Below are 19,035 nucleotides of genomic sequence, written 5' to 3'. Positions count from 1 at the left end.
CGCCACCCTTTTTCCTGATCGCATCCCCAGGACATCACTCCATGAAACTCGAACTCGAAGGCAAGACCGTACTCATCACCGGCGCCTCCAAGGGCATCGGCCTTGCGGCCGCCCATTCGTTCGCGGCCGAAGGCTGCCACCTGCAACTGGCCGCGCGCGACGGCGCCGCCCTGGCGGCCGCCAAGGAAGAGATCGAGAAGATCTACCCGATCAACGTGCGCATCCACCCGATGGACCTGGCCGCGCCCGGCGCGATGGCGCAGCTGGCCGAAGCAGTGGGGCACGTCGATATCCTCGTGAACAACGCGGGCGACATTCCCGCCGGCCCCATCGAATCGCTCGACTTTGCCGTGGTGCGCCGGGGCTTCCAGCTCAAGGTGCTGGGCTACATGGAGCTCAGCCAGATCTACTACGCGCGCATGAAGGCTGCGGGTGGCGGCGTGATCGTGAACGACATCGGCAACTCCGGCGAGAACTGGGACGCCAACTACATCGCCGGCTCTACCGGCAATGCGGCAGTGATGGCCTTCACGCGCGCCCTGGGCGGCGTGAGCCTGGACGACGGCATCCGCGTGGTGGGCGTGAACCCCGGCCCCGTGGCGACCGACCGCATGGTCAAGCTCATGAAGCGCCGCGCCTTCGACACCCATGGCGATGAAGGCCGCTGGGAAGAGCTGTTCGACAACTACCCCGGTGGCCGCCCGGCCACGCCGGAAGAGGTGGCCGAGCTGATGGTGTTCCTGGCTTCGCCGCGTGCGGGCTACATCACCGGCACGGTGGTGACCATCGACGGCGGCATCGCGGCGCGTGGCTCGATCATCAAGACCAGCAAGAAAGTGGTCGAGGCCGAACAGGCCCGGAGGCTCGCGGCATGAACGCAGCGCTGAACCCCGCCGCTGCAGTGCCGGCCGTGACGAGCGACGCCGAAACCCGCAACCAGTATTTCGACCGCCTGTTCACCAACCCCGACCTGATGTGGCTGGGCCAGAACACCAACCACTTTCCGCTGCACCCGGCCGTGCGAAAGGCGCTGCACGATGCCATCGACGACGAGAGCTTTCACGCCTACGCGCCACCGCTGGGCATGGAAGCGCTGCGCTCGGCCATCGTTGCCGACCTGGGCGTGCCGGACCAGTCGGCCGTGGTGACCGACGGCGCGGTGTCCGCGCTGGCGCTGGCCTGCCGTGCGTTCTGCGTGGCGGGCAAGGGCTTCGTGACCACCGACCCGGGCTGGAAATGGCCGCTGCAGTTTGCCGCCAAGGCCTGCTCGGTGATCACCGAGATTCCGATCTACGGGCCGGAGTACGGCTTCAAGCTGTCGGCAGAGGCACTGGCCGCGTCGACCGACGGGAACACCACCGTCATCTATCTCGTGGACCCGAACAACCCGCTGGGCACCACCTACACCGAAGACGAGATCCGTGCCTTCGCGGACCGTGCGAGAGAGATCGGCGCCATCCTCATCCACGACTGCACTTACCGCGACTTTGCCGACAGCCACACGCTGGCTTCGCGCTTCTATCCGGAAGGCACCGTGACCATCGTGAGTTTCTCGAAGTGGCTTGGCCTCGCGGGCCTGCGCCTCGGCGCACTGGTGGCCTCGCCCGAACTGCTCGCGCGAATCCTGCCGCATTCGCAGGCGCCGCTGGGTGCAAGCGTGCTGGCGCAGCGCGCGGCCATCGCGGGCCTGGCTGTGAAGGACGAATGGATGGCCGAAGTGGTCGCGCGGCAGCGCGAGAACCAGCAAATGATCGTCGATGCCTTCGCCAGGCTGCCGGGCTTCGAGGTGCCGGTGTTCCCGTCGCAGGCCAACTTCATCGTGGTCGAGTGCAGCAAGGCGGGCGTGACGCCCGAGGCGCTGGTTACCGCGCTGGGCGAGCACGACATCATGGTGCGGCAGGGCACGTATCACACGCCGCGCTTCGGACATCGCTTCGTGAAGATCTCCACCACCGTGCCGAAGGCCTGGGCGCAGGCGCTGTGCGACGTGCTGCCGCAGGCGGTCGAGCGTGCGCGCAGCCTGCCGGCCACGGCGGCCCTTTTCTGAAGAAAGGCCGACGATGAGTTTCGCCACCACCCCCGACGGCGTTCGCCTCTACTACGAGACCGCTGGTAGCGGCACGCCGATCGTGTTCGTGCACGAGTTCGGCGGTGACCACCGCAGCTGGGAGCCGCAGATGCGCTACTTCGCGCGGCGCCACCAGTGCGTGACCTTCGGCGCGCGCGGTTATCCGCCATCGGACGTGCCGGCCGACATGGAGCGCTATTCGCAAGCCACCGCGGCCGACGACATCGCCGCGGTGATGAATGCGCTGGAACTGGAGCGCGCACACATCGTGGGCCTGTCGATGGGCGGCTTCGCGACGCTGCACTTCGGCCTTCGCCATGCGAAGCGCGCTTCATCTCTTGTGATTGCCGGCGCGGGCTATGGCGCGGAGAAGGAGCACGAGGAGTACTTCCGCGGCGTTTCGCTCGAAGTGGCCAAACAGTTCGAAGCGCAGGGCTCGGAGAAATTCGCGCGCACCTATTCGCTGGGCGCAAGCCGCGTGCAGTTCCAGAACAAGGACCCGCGCGGCTGGCAGGAGTTTGCGACCTGGCTGGGCGAGCACGATGCCCTCGGCGCAGCCAACACCATGCGCGGCGTGCAGGCGCGGCGCCCGTCGATCTACGACCTGGAGAGCGATCTGCGCGTGATGAACGTGCCCTCGCTCGTGGTGGTCGGCGACGAGGACGACCATTGCCTGCAGCCCGGCATCTTCCTCAAGAAGACCGTGCCGGCCTGCGGCCTCGCCGTGATGCCAAAGACCGGCCACACGCTCAACCTGGAAGAGCCCGCCGCGTTCAACGCCTTGCTGGCCGAGTTCTTTGCCCAGGTCGAGGCCGGCCAGTGGAAGCCGCGCGATCCGCGTGCGCTGCCAAGCCAGATCATGAAGACCGACTGATGACCACCGAAACCGCCACCGAAGAAGTCGCCGGAGAGCAGGGCATCTGGCGCATCGATGCCGACCGCCTGTGGGACCGGCTCATGGTGCTCGCCCGCATCGGTGCTACGCCGGGCGGCGGCGTAGACCGGCAGGCGCTGAGCGCGGAAGAGATCGCGTCGTGGCGCATGATGATCGACTGGGCGCTGTCGGCCGGGCTGGAGCCTTCGACCGATGCGGCCGGCAATCTCTTCATCGCGCTGCCGGGCATCGACCGCGACGCACCGCCCGTGCTCGCGGGCAGCCATCTCGACAGCCAGCCCGGTGGCGGGCGCTTCGACGGCGTGTACGGCGTGGTGGCTGCGCTGGAAGTGCTGACCACGCTGGCCGCGCGTGGCGTGCATCCGCCGGTGGACGTCGTCTGTGTGGCGTGGATGAACGAAGAGGGCTCGCGCTTTGCGCCCGGCATGATGGGCTCGGAAGCCTTTGCCGGCGTGCGCAGCCTCGAGGCCGTGCGCGCGGTGCGCGATGCCGATGGCATCTCTGTCGCCGATGCGCTCGATGGTTTGCACGCTGCGTTCCCGGCGCTGCGGTGGCGGCCGCTGGGCTTTCCGGTGGCAGCGTATGTAGAGGCGCACATCGAGCAGGGGCCGATGCTGGAAGCGCAGGAGTGCGTGATTGGCGTCGTTACCGGTATCCAGGGCAAGAAGACATTCGACGTCGTGGTCGAGGGCGAGCGCGGTCACGCCGGCACGCTCGCGATGGTCGAGCGGCGCGATGCGCTCGCCGCCTTCACGCGCATCGCCACGGCGCTCTATGCCGAGATCGGCGGCCACGACGACGCGGTGAAATTCACCATCGGCCGGCTGCAGGTCGAGCCGAACGCGCCCTCGGTGGTGCCCGAGCGGGTGACGATGCGCATCGACCTGCGGCATCCCGACAATGCGGTGCTCGAACATCTGGGGCAGCGGCTGGCCGCGCTGTGCGAGTCGCTTGCCGGGCCGTGCCAGGCGAGCGTGACGCCCCTGGTCGATGCCCCGTCCAACGGCTTCGATCCCGCGTTGCAGCAGGCGATTGCGCAAGCCGCCGAGCGCATCGGACAGCCGCACATGCCGATTCTTTCGGCTGCCGGCCACGACGCGCGCCACATGGCGCCGCTGTGCCCAAGCGCGATGATCTTCATTCCCTGCCGCGACGGCGTGAGCCATGCGGAACACGAGTGGGCGGAGCCCGCGCACGTGGCGGCCGGCGCGAACGTGCTGCTGCGCGTGCTGCTGCCCTATGTGAGGAGCGGAGCATGACTGCCGCTGACATCGCCACCGTCGTCGACATGGCCGATCTGCCGATGCAGCATCCGCGCGCGCCGGCCAGCGTCGCGCAGGCCAGGGCGCGCTTTTTCAATTCCGGCAACGCCTTCAACGTGAAGCTGCCCGAGGTGCCCGCGCGGCTTTTTGCGCCACCGCAGGAAGGGCGCTACGGCATGTTCGACTGCGACCAGTCGCGGGTGCTGGGCTGTGGCTTTCCGGCCACCACGCCGCTGATGCTCGCGCGCTACGTGCGCATTGCCGCCCGCGATGCGCTGCTGCCGCTGGACGTGTGCGCCACCGGTTCGGTCTGGTACGTGATTTCCGGCAGCGGCAGCCTGACGGGTGCGGTCGACAGGTTGACCTTTGGCACGGGCGATGTGTTCCTGCTGCCCGGCGCGCCGGGCTATCGGCTCGAAGCGGGCGCCGAGGGCGTGCTGCTGTGGACCGTCGGCAACGAGCCGCAGCTGGCTTTTGAACGAGCGCAGCCGGCGCCCGTGGCCAAGGCAACCATCGACGCCGTGCACTATTCGGCCGCGGAGATCGAGCGCCAGTTCGCGCTGATTTTCTCGAGCGGCACGAGCGACGAGACCTCGGGCCGCGCGCTGATTTTCTCGTCCGACCGGCAGGCGGCCGCGCGCAACCTCACGCCCACGCTGACATTGAGCTTCAACACGCTCGAGCCGGGCACGCACCAGCGTACGCACCGCCACAACTCCGCCGCCATCACGCTGGTGGTGCAGGGCGAGGGCTGCCATTCGGTGGTGGGCGATGCGGTGTGCCCGTGGGCGCCGTGGTCCACGCTGGTCACGCCACCCGGTGCGCCGCATTCGCACCACAACGCGGGCCCGCGCGGCGCGCTCTTCCTCATCGTGCAGGACGGCGGGCTGCACTATCACGCACGGACTATGGGCTTCGAGTTTCTGGAGGCCGCCGGCTGACCGGTGAGCGCTGGCCGGCAGGGAAGACAACGTAGAAGCCGAACGTTCACATCCGCTTCTTCGGATTGTCATTTGGGCGCGCCACCATGCGCGAATGGCTGGTCAACTTATCTCCATCGCCCTGACAGTGGATCAACACGACGAGGGCGACTATTTCTGGGTGCTGCTGGAGTCCTTCGACAACTCGATGGAGTTCGAGCCGCTGATGGAAGCAGCCAAGGGCTTTCATACCTACGCCGAGGCGTTGCAGGCGGGCTACGCCGTGCTGCGCGGCCTGTCGGAAGACCTGAACGTCGGCCCGCGCGAAGAGGTCGACGAATCGGCGTTCGCTGAAGAAGACGACGCTGTCGGCGAGCTCGACTAGCGGCGCATCCCCCCGAGTTTTTCGCTGTCGGCGCGCAGAAGTCCGTCGCGCCGAAATCCGCGCTCACCTGCGCGCCTATGCCGATTGACGGAACCCACAAACATGGGTGGTGTTAGCCAATTGGCGGATGTCCAATGGCTGTCAGCAAGCGTAGGCTCTGACCGACACGTTTCCCCGTGGCCATGCGGAGACAGTGCAGCACTGCATGTCGCAGGTGTCGCGGTCGGTGGGCGTGTCCTGTCAAGACAGCCGCTGATGCGAGCCACAAGAAAGTCGGGGAATCAAATGGTCGAGTATTTCCGGGTAGGGTTGCCCTACATCCGTGTGCGTTTCAAAGTGCCCGCGCGACGCGGAAGCCGTGTCGAGCTCAACGGCAAATTCGGTGTCATCACCGGTGCCAGCGGGGAACACGTCCTGGTCAAATTCGACGGCGAGTTCGCGGCGGCAATTGTTCACCCTGTTGACCTCAACTATGTGGAGGCAGGGGAAGCAACCGAGCCGGTGAAGCTTCAGCCGTCGGTGCCGGGGGGCGTGGCCAGGCCTTGCGCCGAGTAGGGCGCGGAAACGACAACGCTGGCGTCCGAGGCCCACTGCACGGCGTATTGGTCTGCGAACTCTTCGGTCTGGCGGGCGTTTGCGCCGCTCCAGTGCCTCGTGTACCAGTCGACATGGTGGCCGACCTCGTGGCAGAACAGGTGCTCGATGTAGAAGCGCCTGAGATCGGCTTGTGAAAAGTCGACATGCCAGCGGCCTTGGTCGCTGACAACCTTGGCGCCGTAGCGCACATAAGGCGCTACATGCTGGGGCTTCGGCTTCTTGCGGCCGACGTACAAGCGTCCATCCACCCGCCAGGGATAGAGAACGATGACGCGCACGCCGCTGCCGTAGATGAACTGTGCCAGCGGCGCGTTGGGCCCGGTCATGCGCATCGGCCTGCGGCGAAGCCAGATATGCGTGACGCCCTTGCCATGGTCGACGGGGAGCGCACGCAACGCGGCCGCACATTCCTCTACCGACACGGGAAAGAAGAACTCGCGCGACGGATTGTCCTGAATGAGCAGAGGCAACGCCTGACCCGGCGCCGGCCGTTGAAGCGAGTGGGCGCGGGCAAAGATGTTGTCGGTGAGCCGGCGACGCATGCGCCCGCCATAGATGTCGCCGAAGGTTCGGCTCTTCTTCCACGGGGTCGCTGAACGGTTCTTCATGGGGGCGTGGTGCCGGGCAGGGCTATGCTCGGCGGCAGTTTTTGATGCGGCCGAAATGATATGAAGAAAACCAACCCACCGAAGAAGACCAGCAGCTACGACATCAAGAAGCAATGGCACTGGGGCCGCGCCATGCGCGAACTGCGCATCGCCGATTTCCTGAAAGACGGACGGGTGCTGGTGCCAGGCGAATACACCGGCGAAGGGCCGGCCACCGACGACGGCACCGGTGCGCTGCGAACTGTGGGCGGCATCCAGGTCGGGGCTGCCGACTACGCGACGGGAATGATGTGGGTGGGCCGCAAGCTGCGTGAGGGCGACTTGCCTTCAAAGAAGCCCGACTGATCGCCCCCATTTGGTCGCCGCGGCGGTGCAACCGAACACACGACGGTCGCTGAATCGACTGCTCAACCAGCCGCAGACTGGTTAACAACAGCAAAAGACTGTATATTCATCCAGTCTTTGGCCGCAAGCCTTGGTCAGCGCGGTACGCGCTGGGGGGCGATGAACCATGAACCAGTTTGAGCTTTTCTTCCCGCGGGCTGTGGCAACAGCATTGCCCATGGCATTGCCGCAACACGTGCCGGTGCCGTCGCTGTCGCCACCGTTGCCGTTGCCGTTGCCGTTGCCGCAAGAAGATCGCGAGGAGCCATTCCAGTTCGAAGACGTCGAGGTCGAGGCGCGTGTCACGTACGCCGTGCGGCTAGCCGACTACCCGCATCCGGCAGCCGATGCCGTGAAGGTCGCCGAGCAGCGCTTCCGGCGCGAGATCGACCGGCAGCTGGGCGCCGATGTGGTCGAGGCGCTGCGCGCATTCCAGAACGCGAGCGAATCGAGCGAAAGCGATCTGTCGAAGGCGGAGATCGCGATGGCCAAGCGCTGGGCCAAGGCCTACGACGCCGCACGCACCGCGGGCTTTCGCGACCTGGGAGACACCGACGAAGCGTTCTTCGACGTGCGGCCGATCTGAGCCGCGCTGACGGCCGCGCCTGCAGGTTGCGCGGAAGGTGACGATTCGGCCGCAGCTGTGTCAAAGTCGGGCAAGGCTTCAGACATCACTGCTTCGAAAGCGCATCGTGTTTCGTCGACCATCCATCACCTTCCGGACGACGGCCTTCGTGGCCGTGGTTTGCCTCGCCCTCGTGGCGCTCGACGGCTTGAATAGCTGGCACTCGCGAACGGTTCAGCTTCAGCAGATGAGCGTTGCGACGTCGAATCTCGCGCGCGCAATGGCACAGCAGGCGGACGACACGATCAAGCAGGCTGACACGGCATTGGTCGGCATGGTCGAACGCATCGAGCACGACGGCACGGGGCCGGAGGCCATCGAACGGCTTCGCAAGGTGTTCGCGATGCGGGTGGCCGAACTCCCACAGCTCGATGGGCTTCACATCTACGACAAGGATGGAAACTGGGTCGCAAACTCCCGGCAAGTAGCGCCGCAAAACCTGAACAACGCGGACCGCGAGTACTTTCTTTTTCACCGCGAGCACGAGGAGCGCGGACCGCACATCGGTGCGCCGGTGAGGAGCCGGACCACCGGCAGACTGCTCGTACCCGTCTCCCGACGCATCAATCATGCGGACGGCAGCTTCGCCGGGGTGGCGCTCGCAACGATCAGGGTCGACTTCTTTACGAAGTTCTACGACAGCCTCGACATAGGCCAGGCAGGCGCCGTTGCACTGATCCTCGAGAACGGGACGATGATGACTCGCCGGCCGTACAGCACCGACATGGTCGGCAGAAGCATGCTGGACACAGGTCTCTTTCGTGCGTACGCGGCCCAGGGCCCGGTCGGGACGGCCGAAATCATGTCGGCGCAGGACGGCATCACGCGGCTGAACAGCTTCCGGCGCCTCACCAACTATCCGCTGTTCGTTGCAGCGGCCCTTTCCAAAGACGAGATCCTGGCCGCCTGGTGGCGGGAAACGCTTTGGCATACGGGGGGCGTCATTCTTCTGGCGTCGATCGTCGGTTTCGTGGGATGGCGGCTGGTGAAGCAGATGGAGCTGCGCAGCAAGACCGAGGCCGAACTGCGGCGCGCACGCGACGCGCTGGAGACGCTCAACAAGACCCTGAACACCCTCGCCATGGAGGACGGCCTTACGGGGTTGGCGAATCGCCGGCAGTTCGACGTGACGCTCGACAACGAGTTCAGCCGGGCCATGCGAGACGCGAGCACCCTGGCGCTCATCCTGATCGATGTCGATTGCTTCAAGCAGTTCAACGACATCTACGGCCATACGGCCGGGGACGAGTGCCTGCAGACGATCGGCCGCACCATCGCAGGCCTCGCATCCCGCCGCCCGGGAGACCTCGCGGCCCGCTACGGCGGGGAAGAACTGGCCGTGCTGTTGCCGAACACCGATGTGGCTGGCGCGGCCGTGCTGGCGGAAAGAATCCGCAGCGCGGTGCGCGACCTGGCAATCGTGCACGCCGGTGCTCCCGACGGCTTTGTGACGCTGAGCGCCGGCGTGGATGCGCTCAGCCCCTCGGTCACCCACGGACCGCCGAAGGAGTTGATTCAGGCGGCCGACAAGGCCCTGTACGCGGCCAAGATGGGAGGCCGGAATCGCGTTTGCACAGCGGCGATGCGTCCGACGACAACTTGAGCGCCTTTCCGCGCTCCCGCTGCGAGGACAGGCGGCGATACACGCAAACCGCATAAACAAGCGCGAAATCCGGATTTCCCTGCGGACCGCATCACGGGCAAGACTCGAAGGCTTTCGACAACCCAGCTTTCTCTTCGGATGCCCGGCATTTCCCACTCCCCGCGCCAGCTTCGCCTCGGCTTCTTCAGCCGCCTGCTCGACGACGCGACAGCCGCCGAGCGCTACCGTCTCGCCGCTGCGCAGATCGCCCACGCCGAGGCCTTCGGCTTCGATTCGGCCTGGGTGGCGCAGCATCACTTTCACGAACACGAGGGCGGGCTGCCGTCGCCGTTCGTCTTCCTTGCCTATGTGGCCTCGCGCACGAAGCGCATTCGCCTGGGCACTGGCATCGTCACGCTGCCTTTGGAAAACGCCGTGCGCGTGGCGGAGGACGCGGTCGTGCTGGATCTGCTCTCGCAAGGCCGGCTCGAGGTGGGCGTGGGAACGGGCGGCACGCCCGAGTCTTTCGCGGCCTTCGGGTTGGATGGCAACGACCGTTCGGCCATCTTCGCGAGACAGCTTGCCGCGGTGCGCGCAGCGTGGGCTGGCAAGCCGCTGCAGGGCGGCGACACGCTGTACCCCGCGGGCTCGCCGCTGCTGGACCGCATCTGGCAGGCCACGTTCTCGGTGAGCGGTGGCACGCGCGCGGGGGAGGCTGGCGACGGCCTGATGCTCTCGCGCACGCAGCCGCGCCCCGAGCACGCGCCCGAAGCATCGCTCGCCGACATCCAGAACCCGATCGTCGATGCCTACCTGGCTGCATTGCCGCCCGGCAGCACGCCGCGCATCGTGGGCTCGCGCAGCGTCTTCGTCGCGGAGACGCGCAAGGAGGCGCTGCGCCTGGCCGACATCGGTCTGCGCCGCTCGGCGGCCCGCTTTGCCGCATCGGGGCAGGTCGGCCTCGCAGACCGCGCTGGCCCTGATGCATCGCTCGAACAGCTGATTGCCGCATATGACGTGCACGTCGGGTCGCCTGACGACGTGATCGCCTCGCTGCGTGCCGATAAAACGCTCGCGCGTGTGACCGACCTGGTTTGCCAGGTGCACTCCGTCGATCCGCCGCACGAGGCGATCCTGCGCTCCATCGAACTGACCGCCACCGTGGTTGCGCCAGCCTTGGGCTGGGCGCGTAGCGCGGGTGTGTCGGACCTTCAATCCCTTGCACTTCTCTAGGCTGGATTTCATGAACGCCACCGTTTCTTCTTCTGTGTCCGCTGTGCCCGACGTCATCGACCGGCTCGTCGGCATCGAGCCGGGCAGCCACCTCGACCAGATCCGCGTACAGCGCGAGCAGGCGCGAACCCATGCGCAGCAGAGTTATCTCTCGCTGTTCGCGCCGACGCCGCCCGTGTTTGGAAATTTCGAAATCGCGGACCGGTTTGCCGTCGCGGCCTTCGTCGCCGGACTGCATGGGCAAGCCGACGTGGCGCGCTTCTATGCCGATGCGCTGGCCGGGCAGGGCGCTCGTGCCGGGGTGGCGGAGGCCATCTCCATCGAAACGAAGCGGGGCTCCACGCAAGGGCCGTACGGCCGCTATCCCGCAGGCCCGCTCAGCGCCGAAGATGCTTCCGGCCCTTCGTATGCGGTGGGCGCCGCGCAGCGTCCAGTGCTTGGCGAGCGGCTTTCGGCCGGCCTCGCGCATGCGCACCTGCTGGTCTTTCACCCGCGCGATGCGAGCCCGGCCGCGCTGCAGTCGCTGCTCGATGCGGGGTGGTCGAGCACCGAGATCGTGACCTTGTCGCAGCTCGTGGCCTTCCTCGCATTCCAGATCCGTGTCGTCACCGGCCTCAGGGCGCTGGCGCAACGCCCCGTCACCCTTGTCGATTGACCCGAGGAACAAACACCATGACCGTCGAATCCGCGCTGAGCCATCCCGAAAACACCCATCCGAATGCCTTCACGCAGGCGCAGCTCGAATGGCTGCCCTGGCTCGAACCTCTGCCCGAGGCCGAACTGACTGAGCGGCATTTCGCCGGGCTGGTGGACGCGTCGCGCGCCAAGTCGCCGTACTTCCGCCTGCTGGCGCGCGACCCGGACATATTGGGTGCCCGCACGCGCACCGACAAGGACATCTTCTACAACCCCGAAGCCGGCCTGCCGCGCGCCGAACGCGAACTCTCGGCCGCCGCGGCCTCACGCTACAACGGCTGCATCTACTGCGCCTCGGTGCATGCGCGCTTCGCCTCGCATTTCTCACAGCGCACGGACGATGTGCAACGCCTGCTGGACGAGGGCGTGGAGGCCGACCTGGGCGAGCGCTGGAATGCGATCGTGGCGGCCTCGGTTGCGTTGTCGTCCACGCCTTCCGCGTTCGGGGCGGAGCACATCGAGCAGCTGCGCGCGCAAGGGCTGGATGATCTTGCGATTGCCGACGTCATCCACGGAGCGGCGTTCTTCAACTGGGCCAACCGGCTTATGCTGTCGCTGGGCGAACCGCAGGAGCGCGGAGGAGATTGAGTCACGCCAACAGGCTCAGGAGCCAGTTGAAGAATTGACCGATGGCAACCAGTGCCGCCCAGAGAGCTCGGAGTGCGTCCAGCAAGTTCACCGTCCTGCAATTCAACAGATGCGCTGTTTCAGCGAGGACCAAAACCTGGCCCGGGCCCGCCATGGCCGCCGTGCCCAAAAAATGCAGCCAGGAAGGTCGCAGCGATGATTCCGGTGGCTACGGCCACGAGCACATATTGCCCGTCGACATAGCGCCAGGCGTAGCCCTGCGGAGGCGCATAGAGACCTCTGGACTGCCAGTCGCTCACGACATACACCTCGCCTTGATACCCGGGCGGCAGAGGCGAGCCTGGCGCCAGGACGACATTGGTGGCAACGGGCGTTGGCGCGACCACGCAGCCGCCGAGAGTGGATGCGGCAACGACAGCGGCCATGGAGACCGCGGTGAGTTTCTGGGTGATGTATCGCATGTTGGTTGAGCTCCTTTGAACAACGAAGGCTCAGCCTATGCCACCACTTGGGCCGAAATTTGGAGATGCGCTGAGAGGTGCCGGTCTCAAGGTCGCACCTCGCAGGACGGCAGGTATCGTTTCACGGAACTCCCGCGCAAACTTCACGTTGGCTTCGATGGGGGCGCGCACACTGCCTCTCGACAGCGGTTCGGCGCTGGTAGAGGCCAGGGAGAAAAAAGCCGCTCAGGGAAACCGCCTCGATGCCGACCGCTGTCGCCTTTCTTTTCGCACTCAGGCGCTGCCCCAGCAATAGATGATGCGTCGGTGCCGACCTCTTCCATGCCGCTTGGATAATGCGGTCTTTGTGTCAGCAGCAAAGCAAGAATGAGTGCCGCGGATTTTCTTTTCTCTCCCGAAGTACAGAAGCTCCTCACGGTCCTGTACGCGGCGCCCGATCAACAGTTCTCGACGAGCGAGCTTGCAGGGCGAGCGAAGCTGGGTGAGGCCGAGACCGCCCTCACCGTGGAGCATCTCGTCCGCAGCGGCATCGTGAAACGGCAGGCGGCAAAGGCAGACCAGGCCGATACCGTTCAGGTCGATCGCTCGTTCGTCTTCCACAACGAACTGCGGAACATTGCGCTGAAATCATTCGCGGCTGCGGAACCGATCCGTTCCATGCTGCGTTCCAAGTTCAAGGACTCGGTCGTGCGCGCGTTCGTGCTGGGAGAGGACGCGCAAGGCACTGTGGAACTGCTGGTCGTGCATGGTCGGCTGGTCCCTGACGAAGCCACCATGACGACAGCTTGTCAGAAGTTGTCGAAAACAATGGGCCGGCACCTCAAGGTGCACGTCATCCCGATCACCAGGCTCAATGGCATGTCGCCGCGCGATCCGTTGTCCTCGAAGCTCTCCACGACCACCGTGCATGAGGTCGTCGCGCTCGGGGATACCAAGGCGGCACTGCCTGTCGAACGAAACAGTCTTTTGCAGGCGGCCAGGAAGAAGCTGGCTACGCTGGCCAGACCATCCGCACGATAGGCTTCGGCGATGCGAGCCATGCTCAGCGTGCTGCCGGCAGCCGGCGAAACATGGTTCGCCCCGTGTTCCGGAAAGCGGGGCGAACCCGCGAGCTCCAAGGCGTTGCGCGCACGGCCAGCCACTCGGGGCTGCCCAGGGTCTCGACGCCTGCGAGGTCGTAGCAGGCGTAGTAGCGCGGCGAGCCTGCGGTGTCGATGTACCGGGCCGCTCGGATGGTTCCCGGCACGGCTGCCAGTCCGGGCAGGTGTTCCTGCGCGTACCAGGCGTTGAGGTCGTCCTCGAACTCGGGGAGCACGTCCGTTTCCACAACGTAGTGGTGCGAAGCAACCTGGCCGGCCGACGCGCCCTGCACCTCTTGCAAGCAGGCGAGCCGTTTCCACTCGCCGGCAACACCCTGGGGCGTGAACGTCGGCGGCGTGTTCCCTGCCGAGTAGAAATAAACCAAAGCGCCATTCATTGCCTGCCATGGCTGAACTTCAGGCGGCAGCGTGCGGACCGGCGCGAGCGGCTGATCGACCATGGATGTGTCGGACTTGAGAAGCCATAGATCCTGCATTCCGGGCTCCTCGTTCAATGTGCGATGTTCAGGGCAACCAGCAGGCGCGACACCATGTTGTAGGCCGCCACTGTCGCCACGACTTCCACCACGCCCTTGGGGTCGAAGTGCTGCTGGATACGGCCCATGAGCTCTTCCGGAACCACGATCTCGCGGGTCATGGCATCCGCGAGTTCGAGCACCAGGCGCTCCAGCGGCGCGAACATGTCGGGCAGCACGTCTTGGCGGACGGCATCGATCTTCTCGGCGCTGACGCCCGCCTTCTGTGCATGCGGCACGTGCGCGTCGTACTCGAAGCTGGCGCCGTTGAGAACGGCGACCCGAAGGATCATCAGCTCGCGAAGATCGGCGGGTATGCCAGTCTGGTTGCGAACCGCCGTGAGCATGCGCTCCCAGCCCGAGGCGATTGGCTCGCTGTTGAGGAGCACCTGATAGAGCAGCGACACGCGACCGCGCTGCGCCATGATGCGGGACTCGATCTCGGCCAGCTCGGGGCGGGTGCCGGGCTGCACGAGGGGTACGCGGATAGGGGTCGTCATCATTCGGCCTTGATGTTTTTGGCGCGGATCAGCTTCGCCCATTTCTCGGTGTCCCGCTTCTGGATGGTCGCCAGTTCCTGGGGCGTGGACCCGACGGGCTCCGTGCCCGTCTTCAGCAATTTCTCGCGCACGCCTGGATTGGCCAGCGTGTTGCGCACCGCCTTGCTGAGCGCCTCGATGATCTCGGGCGGCGTCTTCGCAGGCGCAAACAGCGCATACCAGTTGTTGGTGTCGACACCCCTTATGCCTTGCTCTTCCAGTGTCTTCACGTCCGGCAACGAAGGGTGCCGCTTGCTCGAAGCCACACCCAGCGCCTTGAGCCGTCCGCCTTGCAGATGTCCAAGCAGCCCGGGCACGTCGCCGAAGAATCCGCCGATCTGGCCCCCCATCAGGTCTGTGATGGCCGGTGCTGCACCCTTGTAGGGGACATGAAGCAGCCTGGCGCCGCTCGAATCGGCCAACTGTTCGATTGCCAGATGCGGAATGCTCCCCGTGCCGGAGGAGCCCATCGGCGTTGGCTCGGCGCGCTTCTTCGTTGCGGCCACGAAGTCGGCCGCGTCCTTGGCTGGGTTGCTCTGCTGGGTCACCAGCAACTCGACGTTGTTGACGACCAGCGAGACCGGCGCGAAGTCGCGCTGCATGTCGTAGGGGAGCTTCTCGTACAGCGAAGAATTGATCGCAGCCGCACCGACGCTGGTGAACCACAGCGTGCCGCCGTCCGGGGCCGACTTCATGACATCGATAGCGCCAATCGCGCCGTTGGCGCCGGGCTTGTTGTCGACGATGACCGTGCGGCCCAACTCCTTGCCGAGCTGTTCGGAGAGGATCCGGGCGACCGAGTCGACAGGTCCCCCGGAGGTGAAGGAAACGACGATCCGCGTCGTCTTCGGCTGTGCATGGACAGCGGGCGCCAGCGCTATGGCGAATGCTGCCGTGAGCAGGATGCGTTGAATGGTCATGAATGTCTCCGTCTTTTTGGGCAACTCGAATCTCAGTCGCAGCGCGCGGTCATGCCGCCGTCGACGATCAGTTCGGTGCCGGTGATGAATCGGGCCTCGTCGCTGGCCAGGAACAGTACCGCGCTCGCCGTGTCCCGGCCGTCGCCCATGAAACCGAGCGGAATCCGCTTCCGGCGCTGGGCCAGCAGTGCGTCGACGTCGCCGCCTGCGCGCTGCTTCGCCAGGCGTGTTTCGACCATCGGCGTGTGCAACTGCCCCGGCACGACGCTGTTGACCCGGACACCCTGGGCCGCGTGCTGGACCGCGATCACGCGCGACATCTGGATGACGCCGGCCTTGGTCGCGGCGTACGCCACCTGCGCACTGCCCGTCCAGCGCAGGCCGGAAGTCGAGGAGATGTTGACGATCGAACCCGCGCCCTTCGCCAGCATCGTGGGAAGCACATGCTTGCAGGTCAGGAACACGCTCTTGAGGTTGGTGTCGATTTGCAGATCCCATGCTTCTTCGGCCAGCTCCACCGGCCCGCCCGCTGCGGACCCTCCCACGTTGTTGACGAGGACGTCGATCGTCCCGTACGTGTCCAGACACGCGGTCGCCATGGCCGCCACGCTCTCGCTGTTCGTGACGTCGCAGACCCACGGCGTGATCGATGCGCGGGCGTCGCCGGCCAGCTCGAGCGTCTCGTCGAGCCGGGCGCGGTCGCGATCGACCGCCAGGACCCTGGCGCCCTCCTGGGCGAGCCGCACGGCGATGGCGCGGCCATTGCCCCAGCCGGCGCCGACGCAACCGGCACCGGTCACGATGGCGACCTTGTTCTCGAATCGGAGGCTCATGGCCTGTCTCCAAACTGATAAAGGCGTTCCGGATTGCCGACCAGCAGCGCATGGCGCGCAGATTCCGTGGGGGCGATCTCGGCAATGAGGTCGACGAGTTGCTGCTCGTCGGGAATGGGGCCTGCGTGGTTCGGGTGCGGCCAATCGTTGCCCCAGACGACCCGGTCGCCGAACTCGGCGATCAGCGTTCGGGCAAAGGGCTGGGCGTCGGCGTAGGGCGGGCCCAGCCGCGTGATGCGGTCCATGCCGCTCACCTTGACCCAGAAGCGCTCGTCCGCCATCAACCGCAGCAGCGCCCGGAAGTCTGGCTGATCAAGACCCAGCGCCGCATCGATGCGCCCGATGTGGTCGATCACCACCGGCGTGGGCGAGCGACGCAGCGCGGGCGCCAGGTTGGTGAGCAGCGCGGGATCGCCGTGAATCTGCAGATGCCAGCCGAGCGGCGCGAAGCGGCCCGCCAACGACAGGACCTCCTCCATGTCCGCGTGCCGGCCGAGGTGTCCCATGAAGTTGAAGCGGACGCCACGAAAGCCCGCAGCGTGGAGCCGCTCGAGTTCTGCGTTGCCGACGTCGGTCGGCAGCAGGGCGATCGCTCGGTAGCTTGAGGGCCGCGATGCAACGGCGTCCTCTGCGGCGCGGTTGTCGAAGCCGTGGCAGGTCGACTGCACGACCACGCAGCGTTGCAGGCCAAGGCGGTCGTTCAGCGCGTAGAGGGCTTCCTTGGGCGCATCTGCTTCGGGAACGAAGGCGGCGTCCGGCGCGTAAGGGAAGCGCGCGCCGGGCCCGAACACATGACAGTGGGCGTTGCAGGCACCTGGGGGAAGAGGGGAAGTCATGCAGGCAGTTTCCCCATCGATAGCCACCGGCGTAAGGACAGTACGCCTATATCAGCTATGCTGAATTCCTATGGAGTTGCGCCAGCTGCTGTATTTCGTCACCGTGGTCGATGCGGGGAGCTTCAGCCGCGGCGCTGTGGCGCTCAACCTGGCGCAGCCCAGCCTGAGCAGGCAGATCGCCTTGCTGGAGGCAGATCTCGGGCAACGCTTGCTGGTGAGAACCGGACGCGGCGTGACCACGACGGACGCAGGCGCTGTGCTGCTCGTTCACGCACGCGCGATGCTGGACATCTCCCGTCGCGCCCGCGACGAATTGCAGGAACTGGACGAGAGTCCTGGCGGCCGTATCGTGGTCGGCATGCCGCCGCGGGTGGCCCTGGGCTTGAGCACGCCCCTGATTCAGCAGTTTCGGGAGAGGTTTCCGCGCGCTGTCATCACCATCCTCGAAGGCCTGAGCGTCGCACTGCGCGAATCCCTGATCGCGGGGCGGCTGGATCTGGCGCTGCTGTTCGATCCCGCCGCTTCGCCCCAGCTGAGCTTTCAGCCCTTGATGCGCGAAAAGCTATTGCTGGTCGCGCCGCCCAAGAGCAAGCTGCCAGCACGCGTCGGACTGGCGGCACTTGCGAACTACCCCATGGTTCTGCCCAGCGCGCCAAACGCAATCCGGCACCTGCTCGACTCCGTCCTTGGCCCGCGTCGCATCGAACTCCAGGTGCTCGCGGAGGTGGGAGCTGTCCACACCGTGCTTGCGCTCGTTGCAACCGGGGTCGGATGCACGATTCTTCCGGAGAGCGCTCTGGGTGCGCCCGGCGGCGAAGCACTGCCGCGGGCGCCGATCGGGCCGCCCAGCATCTGGAATGCATTGGTGCTTGCGACACCGACCGCGCGTCCGGCCACCCGTCTCGTGCGCGGTACGGCGCAAATTCTTCAAGAGCTGGATTTCCGGCGTCGCGAGACGGATCTGCGACATATCTATCGCTTGTCGAAATAGGGTATGAAGACATCGTTGGCGGATACGCCCACTTGCTTCACCCAATCCAGCGAAAAACGTTCCCCGAGACGCTTGACGTCTCGACCGAACAAATAGGAAGGCGATTCGATCTTCATGCCGCTTCGCTTCAATTCTTCCAGGGACTGAGCGGCAACCGATGCGCTGTTGGACCATCCGCGAAGTTCCGCCGCAGCGCTCGCGTTCTTCAACGCCTCGCGCAGTGGGGCGCCAATGGCGTCCCATGCCTTCTTGTTGGCAAACACAATGTTCTTGGGAAAGAACGCATTGATTTCATAGAAGTAGTGCATGGACTGCCATGCACGGCTTTCCACTCCAGTCACGGCAGACGTCATCATGCAGTCGATGCGTCCATCAGCGAGTGCCTTGTTGAGTTCGGTAGCTGGAACATCGACGGCTTCGGTGCCCATGAGCGTTGCGATCTTTGCAGTGTTTGCGTTGAATGTGCGCATTCGCATGCCGCGCATGTCCCCCAATCCGCCAAGCGGTCGGGTCGAGTACAGGCCTTGCGGTGGCCACGGCACGGCATATAGAACCTCCAGTCCCCGGCTTGCGAATGCTTTCTCGATCAGGGGACGCTGAATTCGCCAGAGCCGAAGTGCATCGGCATAGCTGTCGGTGACGAATGGAACCGAATCTGCGCCCGCCATCGGAAGGTCGGCGACGAGGCTGCTCATGATGACTTCGCCAGCTTCGACTTTTCCGTCCTGCACGGCGGATTGGATGGCATTCAGCGCATACAGGGAGCTTTTGGGATAAACGTCGATATGAAGCTGCCCCTGCGTTGCGAGTTCAACATCATTGGCCATCGCAATGAGATTGGCCGTGTGAAAGTTTTCCAACGGGTATGCCGTTGCAATCCGCCAAACGGTTGCACCGCGTGCGGTGGAAAGAGCCCCCGCGCCGCACGCGAGCAGGGTAAAGGTACGACGAGTGACTCGATTGCTCATGGATGACCTCAGTTGATGCTGCGAAGGAG

At 65.5% G+C, this 19,035-nt stretch carries 23 protein-coding genes; 15 read left to right on the top strand and 8 right to left on the bottom strand.

Annotated features, from left to right (window positions below; genetic code table 11):
* The first annotated feature begins 41 nt into the window (after positions 1-41).
* The 7 genes from ACSFBF_RS06300 to ACSFBF_RS06270 all read left to right on the top strand — a co-directional run bounded on the left by ACSFBF_RS06300 (position 42) and on the right by ACSFBF_RS06270 (position 6,085).
* Positions 42-875, top strand: a complete 834-nt coding sequence (locus ACSFBF_RS06300; protein ID WP_093176710.1) for an SDR family oxidoreductase — start codon at positions 42-44, stop codon at positions 873-875.
* Positions 872-2,047 carry a pyridoxal phosphate-dependent aminotransferase gene (locus ACSFBF_RS06295; protein ID WP_435465470.1) on the top strand — a complete coding sequence of 392 codons (1,176 nt, stop codon included), beginning with the start codon at positions 872-874 and terminating at the stop codon, positions 2,045-2,047. The genes ACSFBF_RS06300 and ACSFBF_RS06295 overlap by 4 nt, the downstream gene beginning before the upstream one ends.
* 13 nt (positions 2,048-2,060) lie before the next feature.
* Positions 2,061-2,942, top strand: a complete 882-nt coding sequence (locus ACSFBF_RS06290) for an alpha/beta fold hydrolase (RefSeq protein WP_435458157.1) — start codon at positions 2,061-2,063, stop codon at positions 2,940-2,942.
* Positions 2,942-4,222, top strand: a complete 1,281-nt coding sequence (locus ACSFBF_RS06285; RefSeq protein WP_435465469.1) for a Zn-dependent hydrolase — start codon at positions 2,942-2,944, stop codon at positions 4,220-4,222. Before ACSFBF_RS06290 ends, ACSFBF_RS06285 begins: the two co-directional genes overlap by 1 nt.
* The gene (locus ACSFBF_RS06280) at positions 4,219-5,166 is read left to right on the top strand and encodes a cupin domain-containing protein (RefSeq protein WP_435465468.1); all 948 of its coding nucleotides are present in this window, start codon (positions 4,219-4,221) and stop codon (positions 5,164-5,166) included. The genes ACSFBF_RS06285 and ACSFBF_RS06280 overlap by 4 nt, the downstream gene beginning before the upstream one ends.
* Positions 5,167-5,260: 94 nt before the next feature.
* Positions 5,261-5,530 (top strand): hypothetical protein, encoded by a 270-nt coding sequence (locus tag ACSFBF_RS06275; RefSeq protein ID WP_435465467.1) that lies wholly within the window; start codon positions 5,261-5,263, stop codon positions 5,528-5,530.
* Positions 5,531-5,815: 285 nt separating this feature from the next.
* Complete coding sequence (locus ACSFBF_RS06270) at positions 5,816-6,085, top strand: hypothetical protein (RefSeq protein WP_435465466.1); 270 nt, start codon at positions 5,816-5,818, stop codon at positions 6,083-6,085.
* Here the strand turns inward: ACSFBF_RS06270 and ACSFBF_RS06265 are convergent.
* Positions 6,040-6,735: a hypothetical protein gene (locus ACSFBF_RS06265; RefSeq protein ID WP_435465465.1), complete on the bottom strand. Its 696-nt coding sequence runs from the start codon at positions 6,733-6,735 to the stop codon at positions 6,040-6,042. The two genes, ACSFBF_RS06270 and ACSFBF_RS06265, sit on opposite strands and share 46 nt — an antisense overlap.
* A gap of 60 nt (positions 6,736-6,795) precedes the next feature.
* Between ACSFBF_RS06265 and ACSFBF_RS06260 the strand changes: the two genes are divergently transcribed.
* From ACSFBF_RS06260 to ACSFBF_RS06235, 6 genes are all read left to right on the top strand, one after another.
* Positions 6,796-7,080 (top strand): hypothetical protein, encoded by a 285-nt coding sequence (locus ACSFBF_RS06260; protein ID WP_435465464.1) that lies wholly within the window; start codon positions 6,796-6,798, stop codon positions 7,078-7,080.
* Between the two features lie 217 nt (positions 7,081-7,297).
* Positions 7,298-7,705, top strand: a complete 408-nt coding sequence (locus tag ACSFBF_RS06255) for a hypothetical protein (protein ID WP_435465463.1) — start codon at positions 7,298-7,300, stop codon at positions 7,703-7,705.
* Positions 7,706-7,811: 106 nt separating this feature from the next.
* The gene (locus tag ACSFBF_RS06250) at positions 7,812-9,347 is read left to right on the top strand and encodes a GGDEF domain-containing protein (RefSeq protein ID WP_435465462.1); all 1,536 of its coding nucleotides are present in this window, start codon (positions 7,812-7,814) and stop codon (positions 9,345-9,347) included.
* A 138-nt stretch (positions 9,348-9,485) separates the two neighbouring features.
* Complete coding sequence (locus ACSFBF_RS06245; protein WP_435465461.1) at positions 9,486-10,559, top strand: putative FMN-dependent luciferase-like monooxygenase; 1,074 nt, start codon at positions 9,486-9,488, stop codon at positions 10,557-10,559.
* A 10-nt stretch (positions 10,560-10,569) separates the two neighbouring features.
* Positions 10,570-11,214 carry a CMD domain protein gene (locus tag ACSFBF_RS06240; protein ID WP_435465460.1) on the top strand — a complete coding sequence of 215 codons (645 nt, stop codon included), beginning with the start codon at positions 10,570-10,572 and terminating at the stop codon, positions 11,212-11,214.
* Positions 11,215-11,231: 17 nt separating this feature from the next.
* Entirely contained in the window at positions 11,232-11,843 is a 612-nt protein-coding gene (locus ACSFBF_RS06235; RefSeq protein ID WP_435465459.1) for an alkylhydroperoxidase domain protein, read from the top strand.
* 119 nt (positions 11,844-11,962) lie between these two features.
* Here ACSFBF_RS06235 and ACSFBF_RS06230 read toward each other — a convergent pair whose 3' ends face one another.
* The gene (locus ACSFBF_RS06230) at positions 11,963-12,304 is read right to left on the bottom strand and encodes an RcnB family protein (RefSeq protein WP_435465458.1); all 342 of its coding nucleotides are present in this window, start codon (positions 12,302-12,304) and stop codon (positions 11,963-11,965) included.
* Positions 12,305-12,670: 366 nt separating this feature from the next.
* On the opposite strand from ACSFBF_RS06230, the gene ACSFBF_RS06225 reads away from it, so the two are divergent.
* Positions 12,671-13,324 (top strand): hypothetical protein, encoded by a 654-nt coding sequence (locus tag ACSFBF_RS06225; RefSeq protein ID WP_435465457.1) that lies wholly within the window; start codon positions 12,671-12,673, stop codon positions 13,322-13,324.
* 22 nt (positions 13,325-13,346) lie between these two features.
* Here ACSFBF_RS06225 and ACSFBF_RS06220 read toward each other — a convergent pair whose 3' ends face one another.
* From ACSFBF_RS06220 to ACSFBF_RS06200, 5 genes are read right to left on the bottom strand one after another with little or no spacing between them, the layout of a single operon-like run.
* Positions 13,347-13,880: a hypothetical protein gene (locus tag ACSFBF_RS06220; protein WP_435465456.1), complete on the bottom strand. Its 534-nt coding sequence runs from the start codon at positions 13,878-13,880 to the stop codon at positions 13,347-13,349.
* A 14-nt stretch (positions 13,881-13,894) separates the two neighbouring features.
* A complete protein-coding gene (locus tag ACSFBF_RS06215; protein WP_435465455.1) occupies positions 13,895-14,422 on the bottom strand; it encodes a carboxymuconolactone decarboxylase family protein in 528 nt (175 codons plus the stop codon).
* Positions 14,419-15,378, bottom strand: coding sequence for a Bug family tripartite tricarboxylate transporter substrate binding protein (locus ACSFBF_RS06210; RefSeq protein WP_435465454.1), 960 nt, complete (start codon positions 15,376-15,378; stop codon positions 14,419-14,421). Before ACSFBF_RS06210 ends, ACSFBF_RS06215 begins: the two co-directional genes overlap by 4 nt.
* A gap of 32 nt (positions 15,379-15,410) precedes the next feature.
* Entirely contained in the window at positions 15,411-16,211 is an 801-nt protein-coding gene (locus ACSFBF_RS06205) for an SDR family NAD(P)-dependent oxidoreductase (protein ID WP_435465453.1), read from the bottom strand.
* Complete coding sequence (locus ACSFBF_RS06200) at positions 16,208-17,047, bottom strand: amidohydrolase family protein (protein WP_435465452.1); 840 nt, start codon at positions 17,045-17,047, stop codon at positions 16,208-16,210. Before ACSFBF_RS06200 ends, ACSFBF_RS06205 begins: the two co-directional genes overlap by 4 nt.
* Positions 17,048-17,117: 70 nt before the next feature.
* Here ACSFBF_RS06200 and ACSFBF_RS06195 point away from each other — a divergent pair, with 70 nt between their 5' ends.
* Entirely contained in the window at positions 17,118-18,038 is a 921-nt protein-coding gene (locus ACSFBF_RS06195) for a LysR substrate-binding domain-containing protein (RefSeq protein ID WP_435465451.1), read from the top strand.
* On the opposite strand, the gene ACSFBF_RS06190 is transcribed toward ACSFBF_RS06195, so the two are convergent.
* Entirely contained in the window at positions 18,020-19,006 is a 987-nt protein-coding gene (locus ACSFBF_RS06190) for a TRAP transporter substrate-binding protein (RefSeq protein WP_435465450.1), read from the bottom strand. The genes ACSFBF_RS06195 and ACSFBF_RS06190 overlap by 19 nt on opposite strands.
* Positions 19,007-19,035 lie beyond the last annotated feature (29 nt).

Source organism: Variovorax nivicola (genome assembly GCF_051216475.1).
Classification (GTDB): domain Bacteria; phylum Pseudomonadota; class Gammaproteobacteria; order Burkholderiales; family Burkholderiaceae_C; genus Variovorax.
Note: the sequence above shows the minus strand (reverse complement) of the source record. Positions and strands in the feature narration are given on the sequence as shown.